Genomic DNA, 18,750 nt, shown 5'->3' with positions numbered 1-18,750 from the left:
AAATGCATTTTGGATAAACTACCCAAAGAAACGGCGGATAGCCCAAAACACCAAACTGAACAGAATGCTCAACAGCAGCATGGTAGTGAAAGGCGCGAAGATTTTGAAGTTGCGCCGATCTATGTGCACATCGCCGGGTAGGCGCCCAAACCATCCCATGCGCGGTCCTGCCAGCCAAATGATGGCTCCTATGACCACAATGATTACCCCCAGGACCATCATTAACTTGCCGAGTGGCTGCATGTCCATTGGTTGCATTTTGCTAGATTTATGTTGATACTTATCTAATTTATAAAATTTTATCAACAAATAATCATATTAGTCAATAATCCTTTTATACTTCAATTTACTTGGGAATGCACAAATTAGGGGATCCGAATTTGAACTTAAGGAGGAGCAGAACTCCTCTTTGTTTTAAAACTGTTTTCGTAAAATCGACCCAAAAACGGCAACCAAGTCCTGCTTACCTATATAAAGTAGAGATATCTAATGGAGCCACTAACCTAAAGCCGCCTTCTAGTTGGCCCTACTGAAATATTGATATCTTTGGGCAAACAAAAGCTTGTTTCGTTAGTTTAAGAACCTGCCACCCAAAAAAGACCTGCCCCTATGAAAGCTGTTGGAATCATTCCCGCCCGATTTGCCTCGACCCGTTATCCCGGAAAGCCTTTGGTGATGCTAGACGGTAAATCCATGATCCAGCGGGTGTACGAACAGGCTAAAAGCGCTAACCTACAGGAAGTGGTAGTGGCCACTGATGACGAGCGCATCAGGCAGCACGTGGTGGATTTCGGGGGGAAGGTGGTCATGACCGCGGCGCACCACCAAAGCGGCACCGACCGTTGCTACGAAGCTTATACCCAACTGGGCGAAGAGTTTGAGGTAGTAGTCAACATCCAAGGTGATGAGCCCTTTATTCAACCCGAGCAGATTGACAAAGTGCTAGGTTGCTTTGCGCAACCACAGGACCAGATTGCCACGCTTATAAAGCCGGTGCAGTCAGAAGAGGAGTTGTTCAATCCCAACAGCCCCAAAGTAGTCATCGGGGCGCAGCAACAGGCCCTGTATTTCAGCCGGCACCCTATCCCCTATTTGCGCGGTGCCGAGCAACAAGATTGGCTTACGAAGCATGCCTATTACAAACACATCGGGATTTACGGGTACCGCAGCGAGGTGCTGGCCCAACTAACCCAGTTGCAGCCCTCCATCCTAGAGAAAGCCGAGTCGCTAGAACAACTGCGTTGGCTGGAGCACGGCTTCAGGATTATCACGGCCGTGACTGAGCTGGAAACCATTGGAATTGATACGCCCGAGGATGTAGAAAAGGCGCTGCAGTATCTAAAGCGGTTTTAAGCCAGATTCTGAGAAATCAGGCCTAAAACAGGCAGCATTTAAGTTACGCCCGTGCCCCCCTTAACCGCCGGATTTCTTGGCTTTGTAGCCCAGATCCAACAAGAGTTGCAGCACTTTGTCACGAAAATCGCCCTGGATGGTGATTTCTCCGTCTTTGGCGGCCCCGCCCACTCCGCACTTGGTCTTCAGGGTTTTCCCCAGCGTCTGTAAATCACTGTCCTGACCCACGAAGCCGGTGATGAGGGTGACCTGCTTGCCGCCGCGGCTTTTCTTGTCCAATTGCACCCGCAGGTTCTGCTGCTGCGGAGGCAGCGTCTGGATTTCCTGGTCCTGCTGGTATTCGTATTCAAAATCGGGGTTGGTGGAGAAGACCACGCCCTCGCGGTTCTTTTTGTTTTTGCTCATATTCTTATGCTTTGGCCCCCAAGGAGGCAATCACTTCTAACGACTCCGGAAACAACTGCACTTCAAATTCCGTCGCCTGTCCAATGAACTCGCCATCGGCGTGGAAATACTGCGGCTCTTCGCTTTGTACGCGAACGGTGGCGCACGTGTGGAACTCCGCCAGGCTGGAATGCGCAATTTGCTTGGTCATAAGACCATACCCCAGTTGAATGGCCTCGGCCACCCCTACATGCCGGATGAGACAGACATCCATGAGCCCATCCTGGATATTGGCCATGGGCGCGATGTAGGCGTTGTTCCCGTATTGCGAGGCATTGGCAAATGCCACCACGAAGAACTCTGACGAAAGCGACCGCCCATTGATGCTCACCGTGGCTTCCTGAGCTTTGAACGACCGAAACTCACGAACCACCAACTGCACGTAGCTGCTCAATCCCCGCTTGGTGCTCTTGGCAAACACCGAACTCACCAGTCCGTCAAACCCGATGCCGGCCGTGCAGAAAAACGGGTGCCCGTTGATAGCGCAGGAATCAATCCGGTGAAAGGTGGGCCGGTTGAGCAAAGCCAAAGCCTGAGGCAATGCCAAAGGAATGCCCAAATGCCTGGCCAGTCCATTCCCTGACCCTTTGGGCAGAATGCCCAATGCTGCGGAAGTGCCTTTCAAGCCCCGGGCTACCTCATTCACGGTACCGTCTCCGCCCACCGCCACTACCAGACGCGCGCCATCTTCGGCGGCTTGCCGAGCCAGGTCCGGGGCATGGCCGGCGTACTGGGTGAACACTAGCTCCGGGGTCCAGCGGGAAGTATCCAGGTGCTGCGCAATAAGATCGGGCACCGATATGTTGTTCCGCACCCCAGATTTAGGGTTCAGGATAAAAAAAGCCTTCTCCGGGGCGGTTGGTTTTTCCATGGCAAGCAGGGATTTCTATAGAACGCAAGACTGGCGACGGACTTCTATCATTATAATAGGAAAGCGGGCAACCAGGTCTGAATCTCTTTTCTGTTTTAAAGCCGATTTGGTAAAAATACACAAAAAAAGTGGTGCCGCCGGAAGGCAGCACCACTTCTATATAAGTTGAACGGCTAAGAAATTAACCGATGCGGGAAATCAGGTCAGCAGCACGGTTAGAGTAACCGAACTCGTTGTCATACCAGCCTACTACTTTCACCAAAGTGCCATTGGCAGCCGTCTGCTGGGCATCAAAGATGCAAGAATGCGGGTTGCCCACAATGTCAATAGAAACGATTGGATCCTCGGTGTATTCCAGGATACCTTTCATCTCGTTTTGAGCGGCTTTCTGCATGGCTGCATTGATCTCTGCCTTGGTAACTTCTCTTTTCAGGATCACGGTTAAGTCAGTCAAAGAACCATCCGGAATAGGAACGCGCATGGCCACGCCGTCTAGTTTACCGTTCAGGTGCGGCAATACCAATCCTACTGCTTTGGCAGCGCCGGTAGAAGTTGGGATGATAGAATAGGCAGCAGCACGGGCTCTACGCAAATCTGCGTGCGGCGCATCCTGCAGGTTTTGGTCTGCGGTGTACGCGTGAATGGTGGTGATATAGCCTTTCTCAATCCCGAAAGCCTCATCCAACACCTTGGCCATTGGAGCCAAGCAGTTGGTAGTACAAGAAGCGTTAGAAACGATGGTTTCTTCGCCGGTTAGAATTTCTTCGTTCACCCCTAACACTACCGTTGGGATGTTGCCTTTGGCCGGAGCAGAGATCACCACTTTCTTGGCGCCTGCCTCTAAGTGCCCGCCAGCACCTTTCTCGTCCACAAAACGTCCGGTAGACTCTAATACAACGTCAACCTCCAATTTGCCCCAAGGCAGGTTCTTTGGCTCACGCTCGGCGAAAACCTCAATGCGGTTTCCGTTAACGGTAATGCTGCTTTCATCTGCAGAAACGGTTCCGTTGAAACGGCCGTGTACAGAGTCATATTTTAATAAATGAGCAAGGGTGGCATTGTCCGTCAGGTCGTTAATACCTACCACTTCTACATTTTCGTGCTCTATCAGAGTCCTAAAGGTAAGACGGCCGATACGGCCAAAGCCATTGATGGCTACTCTTATTTTCTTAGACATTTTACTTAAGGTTTTATTCTGGTTTAACGGCGGCAAGTTACATGTTAAGACAGGCAAAACAAACTAAAAATTTACCGCCTCATTTTGAGTCAATTACCGTTTAAACGCATTTATTTTAACAAAGATGCTTGTCAGATAAAAATCGGCCTTCTATATTTGCACCATCAAAACCGAAAGATGGTCCGTTCGTCTAGGGGTTAGGACACCAGATTTTCATTCTGGTAACAGGGGTTCGATTCCCCTACGGACTACAAAAAGCCGCTTCATGCAAATGGAGCGGCTTTTTTTGTAGTCAAATTTTTCCTTTTTGCAATTCACCTTTATTAGGTTACCGGTAATTCAACCCACAAATACCCTTTCGTAATAAGGCCGGTAAGCTCGTGCGGCACCAAAGGACTAAAACCCTTGGAAAAGAAAATCACATCCAGATGAAACAGCATGACCCATAGGGCGGCTATACCACGCAAAGAAGTTAGTGAAGCGATGTAGTTTTGTTGCTAATTCATCTGACCTGCTAATGGATAGAGTGCGGACGCTTTGTGCCTATTTTTTTAATTCTAGCACCCACATCTGCATTGCTGGGATGGAAGTTCTCTCTGAGGTTTTTATTTTATCATTATTGATAATGTTAACTGCCTCAGTGAAACTGCCTGTTCTTTCAACATACTTGCTGAAATCCAGCTCATGGCCTTTGCTATCTGTATTCATCACGCACATGATAGTCTGATCATCATCATACCTAAAGTAGACATACACTCCGTCAACCGGAACATAATGCATCATCTTGCCCGATTTAATAGCAGAGGAGTTTTTCCTGAAATTGCCCAACTTCCTGACCAAATCCTGAACTGTGCGTTCATCCTGCGTGAGCCCTTTGCCAGTAAAGGCATTTTTAGTGTCGCCATTCCATCCCCCCGGAAAATCTGATCTCACTAACCCATCATACGGGCTGGTAAAGCCTTTTAGTAAAACTTCTGACCCATAGTATAACTGCGGAATACCTCGATAGGTCAGCAGCCATTGGTACCCCATCTTTTGCTTCTCCACATCTTCTCCTACTACAGAGAAAAACCGTGGTTCATCATGGTTATCCAGCAGCAATACATTTTGCATGGGGTTCTTATTAAGGAAATCATTGCTGGCAGTATTATAAAGCTTGTTTACTCCGTTTGTCCAGTTGATAGGTTCTGTTAGCGCAGGTATAATACCATGGTAAAGGCACTGGAAATCTACGGAAGCCTGCAGGTTACTTTTATACGGTAAATTCAGGTTATTCGCATTAAAGTAAGCCTGGTTGGCAGTGCCGAACACCCGGGTTTCGCCAAACATGGTGATGTTAGGGTATTCATCCAGAATAGCTTTGTTGCATCGGTTAGCAAACTCAAGATCACTGTAAGTATAGGTATCAATGCGAATGCCGTCAATGCCGAACTCCTGTATGTACCAAATCATGTTCTGTATCATAAAATTGGCCATGAACGGATTGTTCTGATTGATGTCAGGCATGCCATTATCAAACCAGCCATCACTCATTCTCTTTTTATCAGATGGAGCGGCATACGGGTCAAACAACGTCTGTTCTCTGTAAGTAGTCTGCGTAAAAGAAGGCCAGCGGTGCATCCAGTCTTTGGCGGGTGGGTCCATTTCTAAAAAATGCTCTAAACCAGTATGGTTATATACCGCGTCCATGATCAGCTTCATGCCATTTTTGTGCAGGGCATCACTCAGCTCCTTATACTTAGCTGCCCCACCCAGGCGCGGGTCTATCTTATAATGGTTGGTGATAGCATACCCATGTTCAGTTCTGTCTGGGCGGTCGTTTTCAAGGACTGGAAGCAACCACAGAGCAGAAACACCAAGGCCTTTGAAATAATCAATATGATTGATTATACCCTGGAAATCGCCGCCGTGCCGGTGGTATAATTCCTTTCTGTTTAAACTCTGATCGCGCATACCTGCAACGCGGTCGTTGGAAGTATCACCGTTGCTGAACCTGTCCGCTATCAGTAGGTCGATAAAATCGGAAGAAGTAACACCCTGCGCATAAACAGTGCCATTGCCCTCCCGCTTTTGGTCCAATCGCCACTTTATCTTTTGGGTATTCCACTTTCCTGTTAACGCTATCGTTACAACGCCTGGTTTGGAAGTGGATGCAATGGAAATATCTACAGCCACGTACCTGGCATTTTCAAAGTGGTGGGTTTTAAGGATGGTAATCCCTGGGTAAGAAATGCTTACTTTTTTACTGGCCAGGTTCTCATCTGTACTGCGGATCAGCAACTGTATCTGGTTCATCTTCATACCTGTCCACCAATTGGTAGGGTAAACGTCCGTAGCGGCCTTTGCGCTTACGGAGGTAATCCCAAAAACAATCAGAAAAAGCACCACTAGTTTACCTTGTGTCATATTGCGTTGTCTTTAACTTTTTAAATTGGGATCAATATAATTTTGATCTTAAAAAGTAAAAATCATCCAATACATAAATCAGGTTTACCGATACAAACAACTGGGGAGAGGGTTTATTGGACCTTATAGGAAGGTATTCTTTGCTTGGATAAATAGATAAAGAGTAAAGTCCTTACTTTGCATGCACTTCACTGGACTCACCCACCCTACTTATGACCCAGCTAAAGACAGAGGTTTTTACACCCACCAGGGCAGGCAAACGCACTATGTATGTAATATATTGGGCAGGCTACGTGGTGCTGTTCAGTCTTTTGCAGGGTTTTGCTTCCAGGGATATTTCGACTGCTTTCTATAATGAATTATTCAGTCTTCTTCCAAAAATAATTTTTGTTCTGCTTGTAGTGGAGGGGCTGATGGATACCATGTTCTTCCAGAACAGGATAATAAGCTTTCTCATCATTTATACATGTCTCCTGGTAATCTTCGCTTTCCTACAAAGATTGATAGATAACCACATCATCCTAAGTTACTTCCTGACTAATTGGGTAAAAGAGCCCTTATTGAGCACAGCCCCGTACTTGTACAGTGTTATTAAACTGCAGTTTGTGGTTACCGTACCTTTTTCCATTAAGCTTTTTTACTATTGGGCAAAAGAGAAGAACAGAGCTCAGGCCATTCAGGCAGAAAAAATGCAAGCTGAGTTAAATTCTTTGCGAAACCAGTTTCACCCTCATTTCATGTTCAATGTACTGAACAGCCTCTATTCCAGAATACTGGCCAAATCAGATGATGCAGCAGATATGTTGCTTCAGATTTCTTCGCTGCTGCGCTTTTCTGTGTATGAGGCAAACGACAAAACCATTTCGCTTGAAAAAGAAATTCGGTATCTCAGCAATTACATTGCGCTGCAGCAAATGCGCTTCAATAACCGGATTGACCTGAGCTTTTCAGTTACGGGTGAAGTTACAAACAAGATGATAGAACCTTTCCTGATGCTGCCCTTCATAGAAAACAGTTTTAAGCATTGCATGAACGATGAAAGGGAGAATGGCTGGATCACCATCTATATTTCCATAAAAGAAAATTGCCTTACATTGAAAGTAGAAAACAGTATCCCAAGAAAGAAATCTGTTGATGAAGCTCTGGAAGGGCAAAGCGGATTTGGGATCGTGAACGTTAAAAAGCGACTCACTCTACTTTACCCTGAAAATCATTCCTTGAATGTCTCTGAACAGGAAGACAGTTATTTTATATCCCTAAAAATAAAACTATATGCAGCCGCATGACGACATCAACTGCATTATCATTGAGGATGAATTACCGGCAGCTACCGTACTGCAAATGCATATTGCCCGGTTTCATTTTCTTAAATTGATAGGGACTTTCAGCAGCAGTACAAAAGCACTTGAAGTTTTGAATTCGGGGAAAGTTGACTTAGTCTTTTTAGACATTAATTTACCTGGCATGCCGGGTAATAAGGTCGCCGAAACAATAAAGAACTCCACAGGCATAATCTTTACAACAGCATATACCGAATATGCTGTTCAAGGATTTGAGTTAAATGCAGTAGATTACCTTCTGAAACCTATCTCATTTGAAAGGTTTTCCAGAGCTGTAAACCGCTTTCTTACTCTTTACCAATCCAATAATCCCATAATTTTTCCAACGCAAAATAAACCGGCTGAAAGGCCATTTATTTTTGTTAAGTGTGACCGTAAAATGGTAAAGATCTATTTGGATGATATCCTTTACCTTGAAGCCCAACGAAACTGCTTATTGATACATACTAAATGTGAGGTTTATCGCACATACCAGGCCATTTCAGAAATGGAAGAGAAATTACCTGATACTTTGTTTTCCCGGGTACACAGATCATTCATCATCTCTTTAGATAAAGTAGAAGCCTTCAACAGTAGTTATGTTGTTATACAGGATAATTACATCCCTATCGGAAGAATGTATAGCGATATTTTTAATAGTACTCTGAAGGCAAATGCAAAATAAGTTGATCTCTTCTTAACTTATTCTGATTACCATTTAGAAATTTTGATCTACGTATCCAGATACCGCTTTAAATGCATTAAATCATGGTGGAAAAGGTTCGATAATTCTATCCTACGGTCTACAGCGTAAAAGCAAAAGCCACTAAGACAAGAACTTACTATATTTTTTGTTTTCGGTGCGTACGCATTTACGTACAAATTCTTCTAGCTGCCTCCCTAATCATTCGTTTTTTGCCCAAGGACCAAGCCTAATATTCTCCTTACTGGTGTAGCCCTACAACTCGGCAGCGTTGAAGGTGTCGCCTTGAGACATATCACCAGTTTCGAATCCTTTCCTGAACCATCTTACCCTCTGGGCGGAGGTGCCGTGGGTAAAGGAGTCCGGCACTACCCTGCCGGTGGACTGCCTCTGTAAGTGGTCATCACCGATGGCGCTTGCCGCGTTCAAGGCCTCCTCCAGGTCTCCCGGCTCCAGGAACCCGGTCGCCCTCTGGGTATGGTGTGCCCACAGGCCGGCATAGAAATCAGCCTGCAGTTCTACCCGTACCATTAACCGGTTGAACTCCGTCTCCGACAATCGACCCCGCATCGCGTTCACCTGCTCCATGGTGCCAAGGAGTTTCTGCACGTGGTGCCCCACCTCATGACCCACCACGTAGGCCTGTGCGAAGTCCCCCTCGGCGCCTAGCCTGTTCTCCATCTCGCCGAAAAAGCCCAGGTCTATGTACAGCTTCTCGTCCCCGGGGCAGTAAAAAGGCCCAGAGGCGGCCGAGGCGAGTCCGCAGGCCGAGGTCACCTGCTCGGTGAACAGCACCAGGGTGGGTTCCCGGTACCCTTGTATCAGCTTGTTCCAAACGTCCTCGGAATCTGCCAGTACAGTGGCCGTCTGGTCGGCAAGGGCCTGCTCCTCCGGGCTCCGCTGGGAGGGGCTTGACTGGGCATACTGCGGCTCCCCACCCACGAACTGCTGCAGGAGTGTTAACGGGTTGGTTCCTGTCAAAAATAGCACCACAGCGATTATGGCGACCACAACCAGCCCCGCCTTAGAGAAAAGGAGCCGGAACAAAGGCAAGAGCAGCATGGGGCTTATGCCCCTGCCGCCTCCGCCTCCGAACCCGCTTCCACCTTCTCCCCTACGGTCTTCTATATTGCTGCTTTTTCTTCTGCCTTGCCATTTCATGATTATCTAATTTGAATGAAGTGAAGGGTAACGTATTCGGATGTTCCCAACTTGGCCGCCGGGAAGCCCCTACCTGAGCAGTTTAACGGTGAGCACCCCTCCTAGGATGCGTGAAGTTCCCGCAGTTGCTCTGTTTGAGTGTATAGAGGCAATTGTCATGTCATGTAGGAACCTGCTGAACTTGCACCTCCCTTTTGGAAGAAAACCATGGCTCTGCAGGTTACAAGAGTCGGGCAAGCTGTAATCGGCCTTTGAACTGAGAGCAGTTTGTTGCAGGCTTTAGACTTGATTATGAAAACCTTTCATCGCATTCAGGCCAACCATTATTAAGCGGAGGTTGTGTTCAGAAGAAGGCTTGTACTTGAGGGATGGGATGTCTTAAATGGGCTCGTTTAGTACAGGAAAGCCCTTGTTAAATTTGGCTAAACCTGAAACATGAAAACAAACCTTTGTAACCCAAGCTTTGTAGGTAGACGTTCTCAACGCTGGAGGGGAAGGTTTGTTTATGGTCTCCATAATCAACTTTATGTTGCTACCAACTCGGTTTGAGCTTCCAGCTTGAACAGCATCGCATGTCCATATAATAAAGCTTCAGTTTTACCACGCTAGCGGCAGTTTCATGATTTTGTGCAGGAGGTTTTTAGGGATGCTCTCCAAAAATTATTGTTCTTGCCCGATTAGTTTCTGAACCGCCCAAGCATTTCGGCTTCAATCAAACAATAACGCTTACCAAAGATTCTCTCGCCATTCATGATCTACTGTGACCATACTATTCCATTAGATCAGAATGGGTTTTGTGCGTTCTTTTAAGAGAGTGACGGCTTCCTGTTCACTGGCAAAAGCATTATCTATGTTTAACAAGTGACGGGCCAGCACATCATACCGTTTAGACATCAGGTAAAAGAAAACTCTGGCGTAATCCAATCCATCGAAAACAATGGCTTGGTTCTGCCGGTACTTTGCTTGGTTTTTAAGAAAGAAGTTGGGATACTCAGACCAGTGCATGGCGGGGCGCTCATGATGGCTGATATGATAGCCGTCATTCCAGCATTTATGGTTGTACTTCACGTTTATACAGGTGATGCTGTTTTTGTAAGGGTTTGCCGGATCGCTGGCATCCACGAACGAGTGTTGGGTCCAATTCCCTAACATGGCAATGAACCTGAAAATAAAGAGGGGAATAATGAATACAAACAAAGTGGCCGGAAAGCTGATAAAGCTTAGGCCAACGCATAAAGAAATATAGAAGACTTCCCCTACCACGGTCCTTCTAGCAAGCTTGCGTCTTTTTTTCCTGAGCAAATAGTTGAAAAGGTCTGCCACTCCCGCAATCATGAACAAGCCGTTGTATTTCAGGAAAGACCTGACACTATCGCGCTGATAGGTCATGGTGCTGCTTTCGTCTTCCGGCATGTTGCCCTCCACATGGTGCATGCCTATGTGGTGGCTGAAATAGGTCTCAGGACTTTGCCCGAAAAAAGGTCCTAATACCCAAGGCAAATAATTGTTCCAATATTTATAGGCATTTTTGAACAAAGGACGGTGGTTGATACAGTGAAACATCAAACCAAACGTTCCTTTAAATATTGCATTATTGATGATCAAATACAAAAGGGCCAAAACCCACCACACCCAGCCTGTGATGAAAGGCATATATAAAAGAACACTAAATGGAATTAGGATCAGGCTTATTTTGATGGTCAGGTAAACAAAGGGCAGGTCCCGTTCATCGTTCAGATATTTCACGAAAAAATAGTCAATCGCAGAGACAGGCTTTCCTACCCCGCAGGGATCGGTGACAGCGGTTAAGGTTTTCATGAAATGTAAGTTTTGGACCAAGTAGAAGGAATATACAAAACTAAATCCCTAAATACTAACAATTACAAACCTATTCAGGTTAATATTAGGTTTTCAGAAGGAATAAGGCACCTTATAGGAAAGCCCTTACATTTCATTAATCCAATTCTGACCGATAGTTTCGGCTAATAAGAAGCTCCTTCCACAACACCTTTAAAAGGCATAGGGAGACAGAATTAATTTTGTCTAAAGTTCACCTGCCGCAAACTGGACATCAGAAAGCCCACAAACAAAAAACTGCTGGACAATGGCCTTCATCAGTTGATGGTCACCCCTCCCGCCAAAGCCATTCTGGGCAGCAGGAAAACTCAGAAAGCTGGCTTAGAAGTGACGGTTTTGGTTTGCTCTATCCCACCCTTAACACCTTCCAAAATTTACTGAGTGGATCTAGTAGTATTAAAAGATAAAGCGGTTTAGGACCTGTTTTTCAAAAACAGGTCCTAAACCGCTTTGCTATATGTAAACGAGTAATGCGTTTTCTCTTCGATATCTAAAACCTTTGCTTACGCTACCGGTGCCATCAACTTACAAAAAAACTCCTTTCAAACACAGGTAGTTCGTTTCGCAGGAAGATCCTACTTGCCTTCCAAGACTTGCAGTTGTCTCATCGCACCAACGTTCTTCGGATTTAAAGCCAAGGCACGCTTGTAGTTCTGAATGGCTAGGTCTTTTTGGCCGCTTTCCAGGAGGGCTTCGGCGTAGCTGTCATAGGTGTTGCCGCTGTTGGGGTACAGGGCAATGTTGAGCTTGAACACGGCAAGGGCGTTTTGCAGTTGACCCTGTTTCCAGAGCAGGTAGCCCCACGCGTTTAGATCATCCTCAGACACCTGGTAGTTCTTGTCCTTCCGCTTTAATTCCCGCACAATCTCCTGGGCATGTTGAAAGCCTTTTTTGTACAATGCTTTGTGCAACACCAACACCTCCGGTGGCAGCCCAAATCCGGTAGAGGGTTTCATGGCCGGAACATAGAAACCGGCCAGTTCATCTATAAAACTCTCAGGCGCGCACCCAAGGCGGTTGGTCAGCACAACAATGGTGAGGCTATCCTTGGGGTAAATGAAAACCGCAGACCTACCCCCGCCTATGCCGCCTACCGCAGGATGCTCGGGTCTGCTCATGACCGGCCAGCCCAACGCGTACCCATTCAGCAACTTGGAGAACCCTCCTATTTTATGGTTGTTTAAAGAAATCGGAGTCCAAAGCGTGTTAAGACTGCTGGCGTTTTTCAAGAGTTTTCCAGTTTGCAAAGCGATGGTCCATTGGGCTACCTCTTGGGCGGTGCTATACATGCCGGCGGCGGTTCTGCCGCCTACCGGAAACCTTTCTGCCACGTTCTGGTGCTTCCGGTTCCGGACGGCATAGGGTTTAGCCAGATTGGGAACAACATCTTTGAAATCTCCGAAGCCGGTTTTGCCCATGCCAACAACTTTCAATTGACGCTCTGCTATATACTCAGAGAAGGGTTTACCAGTCAACTCGTTTATGAGGAGCCCCAGCAGCACGTAGCCCGTTTGGTTGTAACTAAACTTTTGGCCGGCGGCAAACTCATGGGGCATGGTCAGGGTTTTCGCCCAACCGGCGTCATCCAAGTTATGGAAAGTCCATTCGCCAGTTTCAGGGTCAATAACATTGGGCAGGCCCGAGGTATGGGAAGCCAGTTGTTTTACGGTGAGTTGCCTCCAGGTTTCGGGCAGGTCGGGCAAGTACGTGGAGATAGGTGCATTTACATCCAGCTTTCCTTTCTCTACCAGTTGCATCAACGCTACACCTGTAAAGGATTTGGTGATGGAGTTAAGCGAAAAAACCGTCTGGTTGGTCACCGGCACTTCATATTCCAGACTGGCCACCCCATAAGCCCCCAGTTTGATAATCTGACCATGGCGCACAACCGCTACTTGCATGCCAGGGATAGCGCGCTCCTGCATGATCTTCTTCAGGAATACATCCACGCTATCGGTTTGCGCCCACGCAGGCTGGCTGTGCAGCCCCATGGTTAGAACTAAAAAGCAAAAAAAAAGCCACAAAACGTTAGAGGTAAATCTCTGTGGTTGCATAAAGGGGTTAGGGGTTTAGGTTCGTAAGCGGTAGCGGTTGTCGCTGGCCTTTCACTTTTTAGATGCGGGCTTGTGAAAACAGGTTGCCTGAATGAGGCAGATTGATTTGAAGCTGCCGTTCAGAACCATAAGTAAGGAATTAGACACCCCACGTATATGATTCTAGTCTTTGCTAGGGCATTCAAATGACCACTTAAAAGCGCAAAACCCCTATCAGGTTCACCCCCCTCTTTTGAAGGGAAACCACAAAATGCGCTATTGCCTAGTAACAGGTGAACAAGGAATCAAATGCATCTGATTGCCCATCTACAAAAAAAGCCCTTCGGTGTCTACCGAAGGGACTCTGATGTTCCCCTACAAGACCTACTTCTTACTTATCGGTGCGGAAAGGGGAAGCGGGTAACTTCTCTTTGTTATAGAGGTTGGCGCTGTCGGGGTTATCGGCCCAGGCGTAGCGAACGAATTTCGGTTCTGGCACTTCATCGCTCCACACCACCACTTTGTCGCCCTCAATTTTTGCGTTGGCCCATATAAACTTTTTATCGGCTCCGGCAATGGCAAACTGGCTGAGTTCCTCTTCGTCAATGGAAATCAAGCCGCTTCCCACATTGGTGAAATTCAGGAAGATCTTATTCCCCTCGACCTTGGAAGACTGGTACAGCGGACCGGAAGACACGATCTTTTTATCGCCGTAGATCAGCTTCATGGCGGCCAAGGCCAACCGTTCGCCCACGTCTTTCTTGTTGTCCGGGTGGATGTCGTTCCACTCGCCTAATTCAATGGTAACGGCCATGGCCGTGTTAGGTACCGAAAGGGTTTGCAGGGCAGCTTCCCGCATAAGGGCCCAGTTGCTTTCAGAAGGCAGGTAATTTGCCTCCATGAAGTTGGGAAGCTGCACGAATAGAAATGGCAGGTTGCCTTGTCCCCACTTGGCGCGCCAGTCTGCAATCAACGCCGGTAACAGCTTTTTGTACTCCGTAGGATTACCGGAATTGCTTTCGCCTTGATACCACAAGATACCTTTAAGCGTGTAGTCAATGGCCGGGGCCACCATGGCGTTGTACAAAGCCGTGGGTTGGTTCGGAGCGCTGATGCCGCCTTCAATTGGACCAATAGCTGGACGGTACACATCGCCCACTTTGTATTGCCAGGTGCCTTTCAGGTCAACGGTTTGGCCGTTGGCCTCCAGGTAGTAGGGTTTATCTGGCACAAAGCCGCCCTTACCGCCTTGGTTCAGCACGCGTACCACAAAGAGGTTTTTTCCCGCTTTCAAGGTACCAGCCGGAACGCTGTACCTTCTCTGCGGATACTGGTACCCTGTGTTTCCGACTTGTTTTCCGTTAATGTACAGGAAATCAGCGTCCACGATGCGACCCAGGAACACCTTAGCGGGTACGCCCACCATGGAAGCCGGAACCTCAATCTCGCGGCGGTACCACACGGCTCCGTTCAGGTCCCTGATACCCTGGTCTTCCCAATAGCCGGGGATGTTGATGTTGCGCCACCCTTTGGGCACATACGCTGGGTCAAACCATTTCACTGCTCCCGTTAGGCCCTTGTCCAGCTCAGGCTTTTGGCGGTTAGCTGCTGCCACGGCGGCCGCCCTGCGCTGAATAGGGTTCACGTAGCTAGTGTCCTTGTTTTTCTCTATGGTGGACAGGACAGTCGGGAATTCTTTCAGGCCATCTTCGCTGGTCCAGGCTTCAATGGGCGTGCCGCCTACGCTGGCGTTGATCAGCCCGATGGGAATTTTGTACCGGTCGTACAGTTTTCTAGCGAAGAAATAGGCCACGGCGGAGAAGTTATTCACGTCCTGAGGGTTCGCCCATTTCCAAGCCGCAGCCGCTGGCAGATCCTGGGCAGGACCTTCCATATTGGCCATGGTGGGAATCCAAAAATGCCGGATTTGGGGGTAATTAGCCGTTATGATATCGTTGGCATAAGTGATATTATGCAGCGACATTTGGTGTACCATGTTCGACTGACCGGAGCAGAAATACACATCGCCTAGTAAAATGTCTTTCACGGTAATCTGGTTGCTGCCTTTGATGTCCATGGTGTAAGGACCACCCGCCTTCATGGGTGATAGGGCTACTTCCCATTTCCCGCTGGGGTTGGTGGTGGCTTTGTAGTATTTTCCCCGGAAGGTAACGGTCACTTTTTCGCCGGGCGCGGCCCAGCCCCAGATGTTGGTTTTGGCATCGCGCTGCAGCACCATTCCGTCGCTTACCAGTTTAGGCAGTCTTACCTGGCTGAAGGCCTCGGCCTGAAACAGGCACAAAAAGGCAACAATAAACTTTACTTTCCCGCGGAACATGTTTCTTCTACTCATTCTTAGATTGGGGTGGAAAATCAGATGAGCAATCTACAATTAATTAATATTGTTAAAAAGAGCCCTCCTGGTTTGGGGATGTTTTGGTAAAACCTTGCTTAAATCAGACGGACTCCTTAAAACGCATTTCCTAAAATAAACCTAAAAGCACATCCAGAAGAAAACCACTCCTTGTATAAAGAGCGGCTTCCTTCTGGATGTGCTTCTGATTTGACACTACTTCTTCAACGCCTCCCTCATACTGGAAGATGGTTGAAGAATTTACTTTCAAATTACTGCTTATGCCCTTTGATGTCTAAGGAAATATCCACTTTGGGGAGGATGTGATGTTCGCCAAGTGCAGGGTCTGCGGCATACATCATCCCCCATTTGGTTCTGTCTAGTTGGAAATCTGCTTTCATCTCGATTTTGCTACCTTCCATCATGATCCTAGCCGGAAAGGTAATGGCATGTGTCTGGCCTAATAGGGTAAAATCTCCGGTGACGGTATAGTTGGCGTTTGCTATTCCCCCACCGTTGGAAGAAGCCAACGATTGAACATTGGTGATCTTAAAGGAAGCATTTGGGTGCAGCACCATGTTGAAGAAATCAGGGCTTTTGAGATGCTCCAGCAAGGCGGGCTTCACGTGGTCTTCTAAATCAAAGTTTTGGATGGAGGCAATAGGAATGGTGAACGTACCGGATTTCACTTTGCCGTCTACCACCTCCACGCCCGGGCTGGTCACCTTAAAGGAGCCGTCGTGGTACAGGCTGGGGCTGTAGCCTTTCCATTTAACGGTAGAATTTTCTTCTTCTACAGCGTAAGCCGTTTTGGTGATCTCTTCCGTTTCTTCGCAGCTGGTCAGGTTCAAGGCGAAAGAAAATACAAGGAGGGATAAGAGTGCTTTTTTCATGGCGTTTATAGATGTATTGTTTTTGGGTTGATTTTAGATTTTCAGGCAAGAAATAGCCGGTCACTTCCTGAGGAGAAGTTGCAGCTGGTTTGTAACAAAAGGGATAGTTTTTGTTAAGAGGGATTACCCCCGAAGACGTTCTCCTTGTGGAGGCACTTGGTTAAGCATTCTGGTACTCGGCAGGCAGGGTGGCCCAGTCATGGAGACAGCCCATTTGCTGGATGAGGTACGTGACATCCTGGTATTCTGCCAGGCTATTTCCTCTGTTTTGCAGGCTTGTTTCCAGATGGAGAGAAACTTGGTCCAATTGGCTACTCAATAGGTGCTTTGACCGATGCGCAGCGGTGTAGTAGGACCTCATGATTTTTAGGTAGCCCACCAGCACCTCGGTAGCAGCGGCATCCAACGGAATGGTCACCTTGGAAGTAGTGAGTACTGCCTTTGCCGGTGAAGCAGTCCCGTCCCCCAGCCCAGCAATTTCGTGCACGGTTACCTGAGGGGATTTGAAAAGGACGGCTTGCTTCATGCGAATACTTCTATTTTCTGGTGAGAAAGGTGCGCTTACACAAACAGCACCCCATACTTTCCTATCAACTGCGAGGTCATGTGCATGATCACTTCGGCGGGTGGCGGCCCTTGCGGCGGTACAACCGTCAACTCTTCGGCGGCCGGAAAACTGAATTCCAGAAAGTAGTTCAGGAACTGTCCCGGCGTGATCAAGGACAGGAAGCGCGCGCTTTCAGACTCAATGCTGAACAGATGCGGAATCTGACGTGGGGCGAAGACAGCATCGCCGGCTACTGCCTTGATGGTTTGGTCTCCTATTTTAAAGGTCATTTCGCCAGAAAGCAGGTAAAACGTTTCGTCTTCCCGGCTATGCACGTGTACGGGTGGTTCAGCACCTCTGGGCAGAGTCATGTCTACCAGGGCCATGCTTTCTCCGGTTTGCTCCGGCGAAAGAAGCACTTTGAAGAATCCGCCTTGGTAACTTCTGTAGGCCTGGGTGGTGGTTACTGCTTTTAAATTTTGTAATGTTTCCATGTCTTTATTGGTTATGATTAACATTACAAAGATGGGACACCGCTCAACCTTAAACTTGTACAAAAACGACCTCCGCCCCTCATCACTACTTAATTACAAATGCCCCTTTATAAATAAAAACAGAATACCCCTTTTCACCTCTGTGGTTACTAAAGGAATATTCTGCAAGTGAATAAGCAGAGTTAAACAGTGGTCTCACTGCCCACCTGTTTCATAAAGCACTGCCCGTGCGTCACGAAAAGTTCTTTGGAGCTTTCGGCTAACAGCTTGGTGGGACTTACCCCCGCTATGCTCTTGAAGTCGCGGGAGAAATGGGATTGGTCATAGTAGCCTGCATCCACAGACAAGGAAGTCATGGAAATAGCGGGTTCGGCTTCCAGGCAGGAGAAAGCATTGTTCAACCGAATCAGTTTCGCCATTTCCTTGGGTGACAGCCCGATCTTGTATCGGAACACTCTTTCCAATTGGCGGGTGCTGATTCCCAGTTTCTGCTCCAGTCCTTTGATGGGCACGTTGCCGTTGGTCAATTTCATCTGCTGGATGGTGTAGTCCACGTAATCCACCAGGTCTTGCTGGGGCAGCAACCGTTTTTCCAGGAAGCTGTTCAACCGGCTGATGCGCTCAGCGTCCGAGCTGGCCTCCTCCATCTGTTCTAATAAGAAGTGGATGGAACCGCCCCACACCGCCTCCAGATCCAAGCTGGGGACGTTCTTGAATTCCTCCATGTTGATGGGCAAAAACTTCTGGGCACCGGAAGACTTAAACTGGATTTTGATCAGGCGGGTGTGGCCGGTGAACTTCAGCCAGATGGGTTGTGTGAGTTGCCCCACCAGGAAAGCCTGCCGGGTGCGCTGCATGGCGTCTGCAGAACCGTTCAGGCTGTATTCATGGGGTTCGCCGTATAAAAACAGCATAGACACCTTGCCATACGGAATCAACCGCCACACGGTAGAAACGGACTCAGTGTTCCTCCAGTCAATATCCACCAGCATGTAATTGTCAATGTACTTGCTTAGGGCGGGGCTTGGTTTGTAGAGTTCTGCTTTCATAGGATTACCGGCAATTCTATCTAAATGACAAGTAAAAGTACACGTGCTGTTATCTACTGACTTGTACAAAAGCGACATCCCCTATCCCAG

The 18,750-nt window shown here is 47.7% G+C and carries 16 protein-coding genes and 1 tRNA gene; 4 read left to right on the top strand and 13 right to left on the bottom strand.

Annotated elements, in window-relative coordinates; genetic code table 11:
- Positions 1-18 precede the first annotated feature (18 nt).
- Complete coding sequence (locus FOA19_RS10685) at positions 19-258, bottom strand: DUF2905 domain-containing protein (RefSeq protein ID WP_223808838.1); 240 nt, start codon at positions 256-258, stop codon at positions 19-21.
- 351 nt (positions 259-609) lie between these two features.
- Here FOA19_RS10685 and kdsB point away from each other — a divergent pair, with 351 nt between their 5' ends.
- Complete coding sequence (gene kdsB / locus FOA19_RS10680) at positions 610-1,353, top strand: 3-deoxy-manno-octulosonate cytidylyltransferase (protein ID WP_149090821.1); 744 nt, start codon at positions 610-612, stop codon at positions 1,351-1,353.
- Positions 1,354-1,413: 60 nt separating this feature from the next.
- Here kdsB and FOA19_RS10675 read toward each other — a convergent pair whose 3' ends face one another.
- The 3 genes from FOA19_RS10675 to gap all read right to left on the bottom strand — a co-directional run bounded on the left by FOA19_RS10675 (position 1,414) and on the right by gap (position 3,845).
- Positions 1,414-1,758, bottom strand: a complete 345-nt coding sequence (locus FOA19_RS10675; RefSeq protein ID WP_149090820.1) for a translation initiation factor — start codon at positions 1,756-1,758, stop codon at positions 1,414-1,416.
- 4 nt (positions 1,759-1,762) lie between these two features.
- Complete coding sequence (locus FOA19_RS10670; protein WP_149090819.1) at positions 1,763-2,668, bottom strand: diacylglycerol/lipid kinase family protein; 906 nt, start codon at positions 2,666-2,668, stop codon at positions 1,763-1,765.
- A 181-nt stretch (positions 2,669-2,849) separates the two neighbouring features.
- Positions 2,850-3,845: a type I glyceraldehyde-3-phosphate dehydrogenase gene (gene gap / locus FOA19_RS10665; protein ID WP_149090818.1), complete on the bottom strand. Its 996-nt coding sequence runs from the start codon at positions 3,843-3,845 to the stop codon at positions 2,850-2,852.
- A gap of 179 nt (positions 3,846-4,024) precedes the next feature.
- On the opposite strand from gap, the gene FOA19_RS10660 reads away from it, so the two are divergent.
- Positions 4,025-4,096 (top strand) — tRNA-Glu (locus FOA19_RS10660).
- A gap of 292 nt (positions 4,097-4,388) precedes the next feature.
- Here the strand turns inward: FOA19_RS10660 and FOA19_RS10655 are convergent.
- Positions 4,389-6,251 carry an alpha-amylase family glycosyl hydrolase gene (locus FOA19_RS10655; RefSeq protein WP_149090817.1) on the bottom strand — a complete coding sequence of 621 codons (1,863 nt, stop codon included), beginning with the start codon at positions 6,249-6,251 and terminating at the stop codon, positions 4,389-4,391.
- 212 nt (positions 6,252-6,463) lie between these two features.
- On the opposite strand from FOA19_RS10655, the gene FOA19_RS10650 reads away from it, so the two are divergent.
- Entirely contained in the window at positions 6,464-7,537 is a 1,074-nt protein-coding gene (locus tag FOA19_RS10650; RefSeq protein WP_149090816.1) for a sensor histidine kinase, read from the top strand.
- On the top strand, positions 7,524-8,255 hold the full coding sequence (locus FOA19_RS10645; protein WP_149090815.1) for a LytR/AlgR family response regulator transcription factor: 732 nt from the start codon (positions 7,524-7,526) through the stop codon (positions 8,253-8,255). The genes FOA19_RS10650 and FOA19_RS10645 overlap by 14 nt, the downstream gene beginning before the upstream one ends.
- 273 nt (positions 8,256-8,528) lie before the next feature.
- Here FOA19_RS10645 and ypfJ read toward each other — a convergent pair whose 3' ends face one another.
- The 8 genes from ypfJ to FOA19_RS10605 form a co-directional block, all read right to left on the bottom strand.
- Positions 8,529-9,434, bottom strand: a complete 906-nt coding sequence (gene ypfJ / locus FOA19_RS10640; protein ID WP_149090814.1) for a KPN_02809 family neutral zinc metallopeptidase — start codon at positions 9,432-9,434, stop codon at positions 8,529-8,531.
- 777 nt (positions 9,435-10,211) lie between these two features.
- Positions 10,212-11,252, bottom strand: a complete 1,041-nt coding sequence (locus FOA19_RS10635; RefSeq protein WP_149090813.1) for a fatty acid desaturase family protein — start codon at positions 11,250-11,252, stop codon at positions 10,212-10,214.
- A 614-nt stretch (positions 11,253-11,866) separates the two neighbouring features.
- Positions 11,867-13,282: a serine hydrolase gene (locus FOA19_RS10630; protein WP_149090812.1), complete on the bottom strand. Its 1,416-nt coding sequence runs from the start codon at positions 13,280-13,282 to the stop codon at positions 11,867-11,869.
- A gap of 433 nt (positions 13,283-13,715) precedes the next feature.
- Positions 13,716-15,677, bottom strand: a complete 1,962-nt coding sequence (locus FOA19_RS10625; protein ID WP_223808837.1) for a sialate O-acetylesterase — start codon at positions 15,675-15,677, stop codon at positions 13,716-13,718.
- 272 nt (positions 15,678-15,949) lie between these two features.
- On the bottom strand, positions 15,950-16,570 hold the full coding sequence (locus FOA19_RS10620; protein ID WP_149090811.1) for a YceI family protein: 621 nt from the start codon (positions 16,568-16,570) through the stop codon (positions 15,950-15,952).
- A 160-nt stretch (positions 16,571-16,730) separates the two neighbouring features.
- Positions 16,731-17,096, bottom strand: a complete 366-nt coding sequence (locus tag FOA19_RS10615) for a hypothetical protein (RefSeq protein WP_149090810.1) — start codon at positions 17,094-17,096, stop codon at positions 16,731-16,733.
- 35 nt (positions 17,097-17,131) lie between these two features.
- On the bottom strand, positions 17,132-17,611 hold the full coding sequence (locus FOA19_RS10610) for a cupin domain-containing protein (RefSeq protein WP_190300367.1): 480 nt from the start codon (positions 17,609-17,611) through the stop codon (positions 17,132-17,134).
- A gap of 182 nt (positions 17,612-17,793) precedes the next feature.
- Positions 17,794-18,660, bottom strand: a complete 867-nt coding sequence (locus FOA19_RS10605) for an AraC family transcriptional regulator (RefSeq protein WP_190300366.1) — start codon at positions 18,658-18,660, stop codon at positions 17,794-17,796.
- Between the last annotated feature and the right edge of the window lie 90 nt (positions 18,661-18,750).

This window comes from Rufibacter hautae, from assembly GCF_008271695.1.
GTDB classification, from domain to species: Bacteria; Bacteroidota; Bacteroidia; order Cytophagales; family Hymenobacteraceae; genus Nibribacter; species Nibribacter hautae.
The sequence above is the reverse complement of the archived record's forward strand: the minus strand, read 5'-3'. Positions and strand labels throughout refer to the sequence as shown.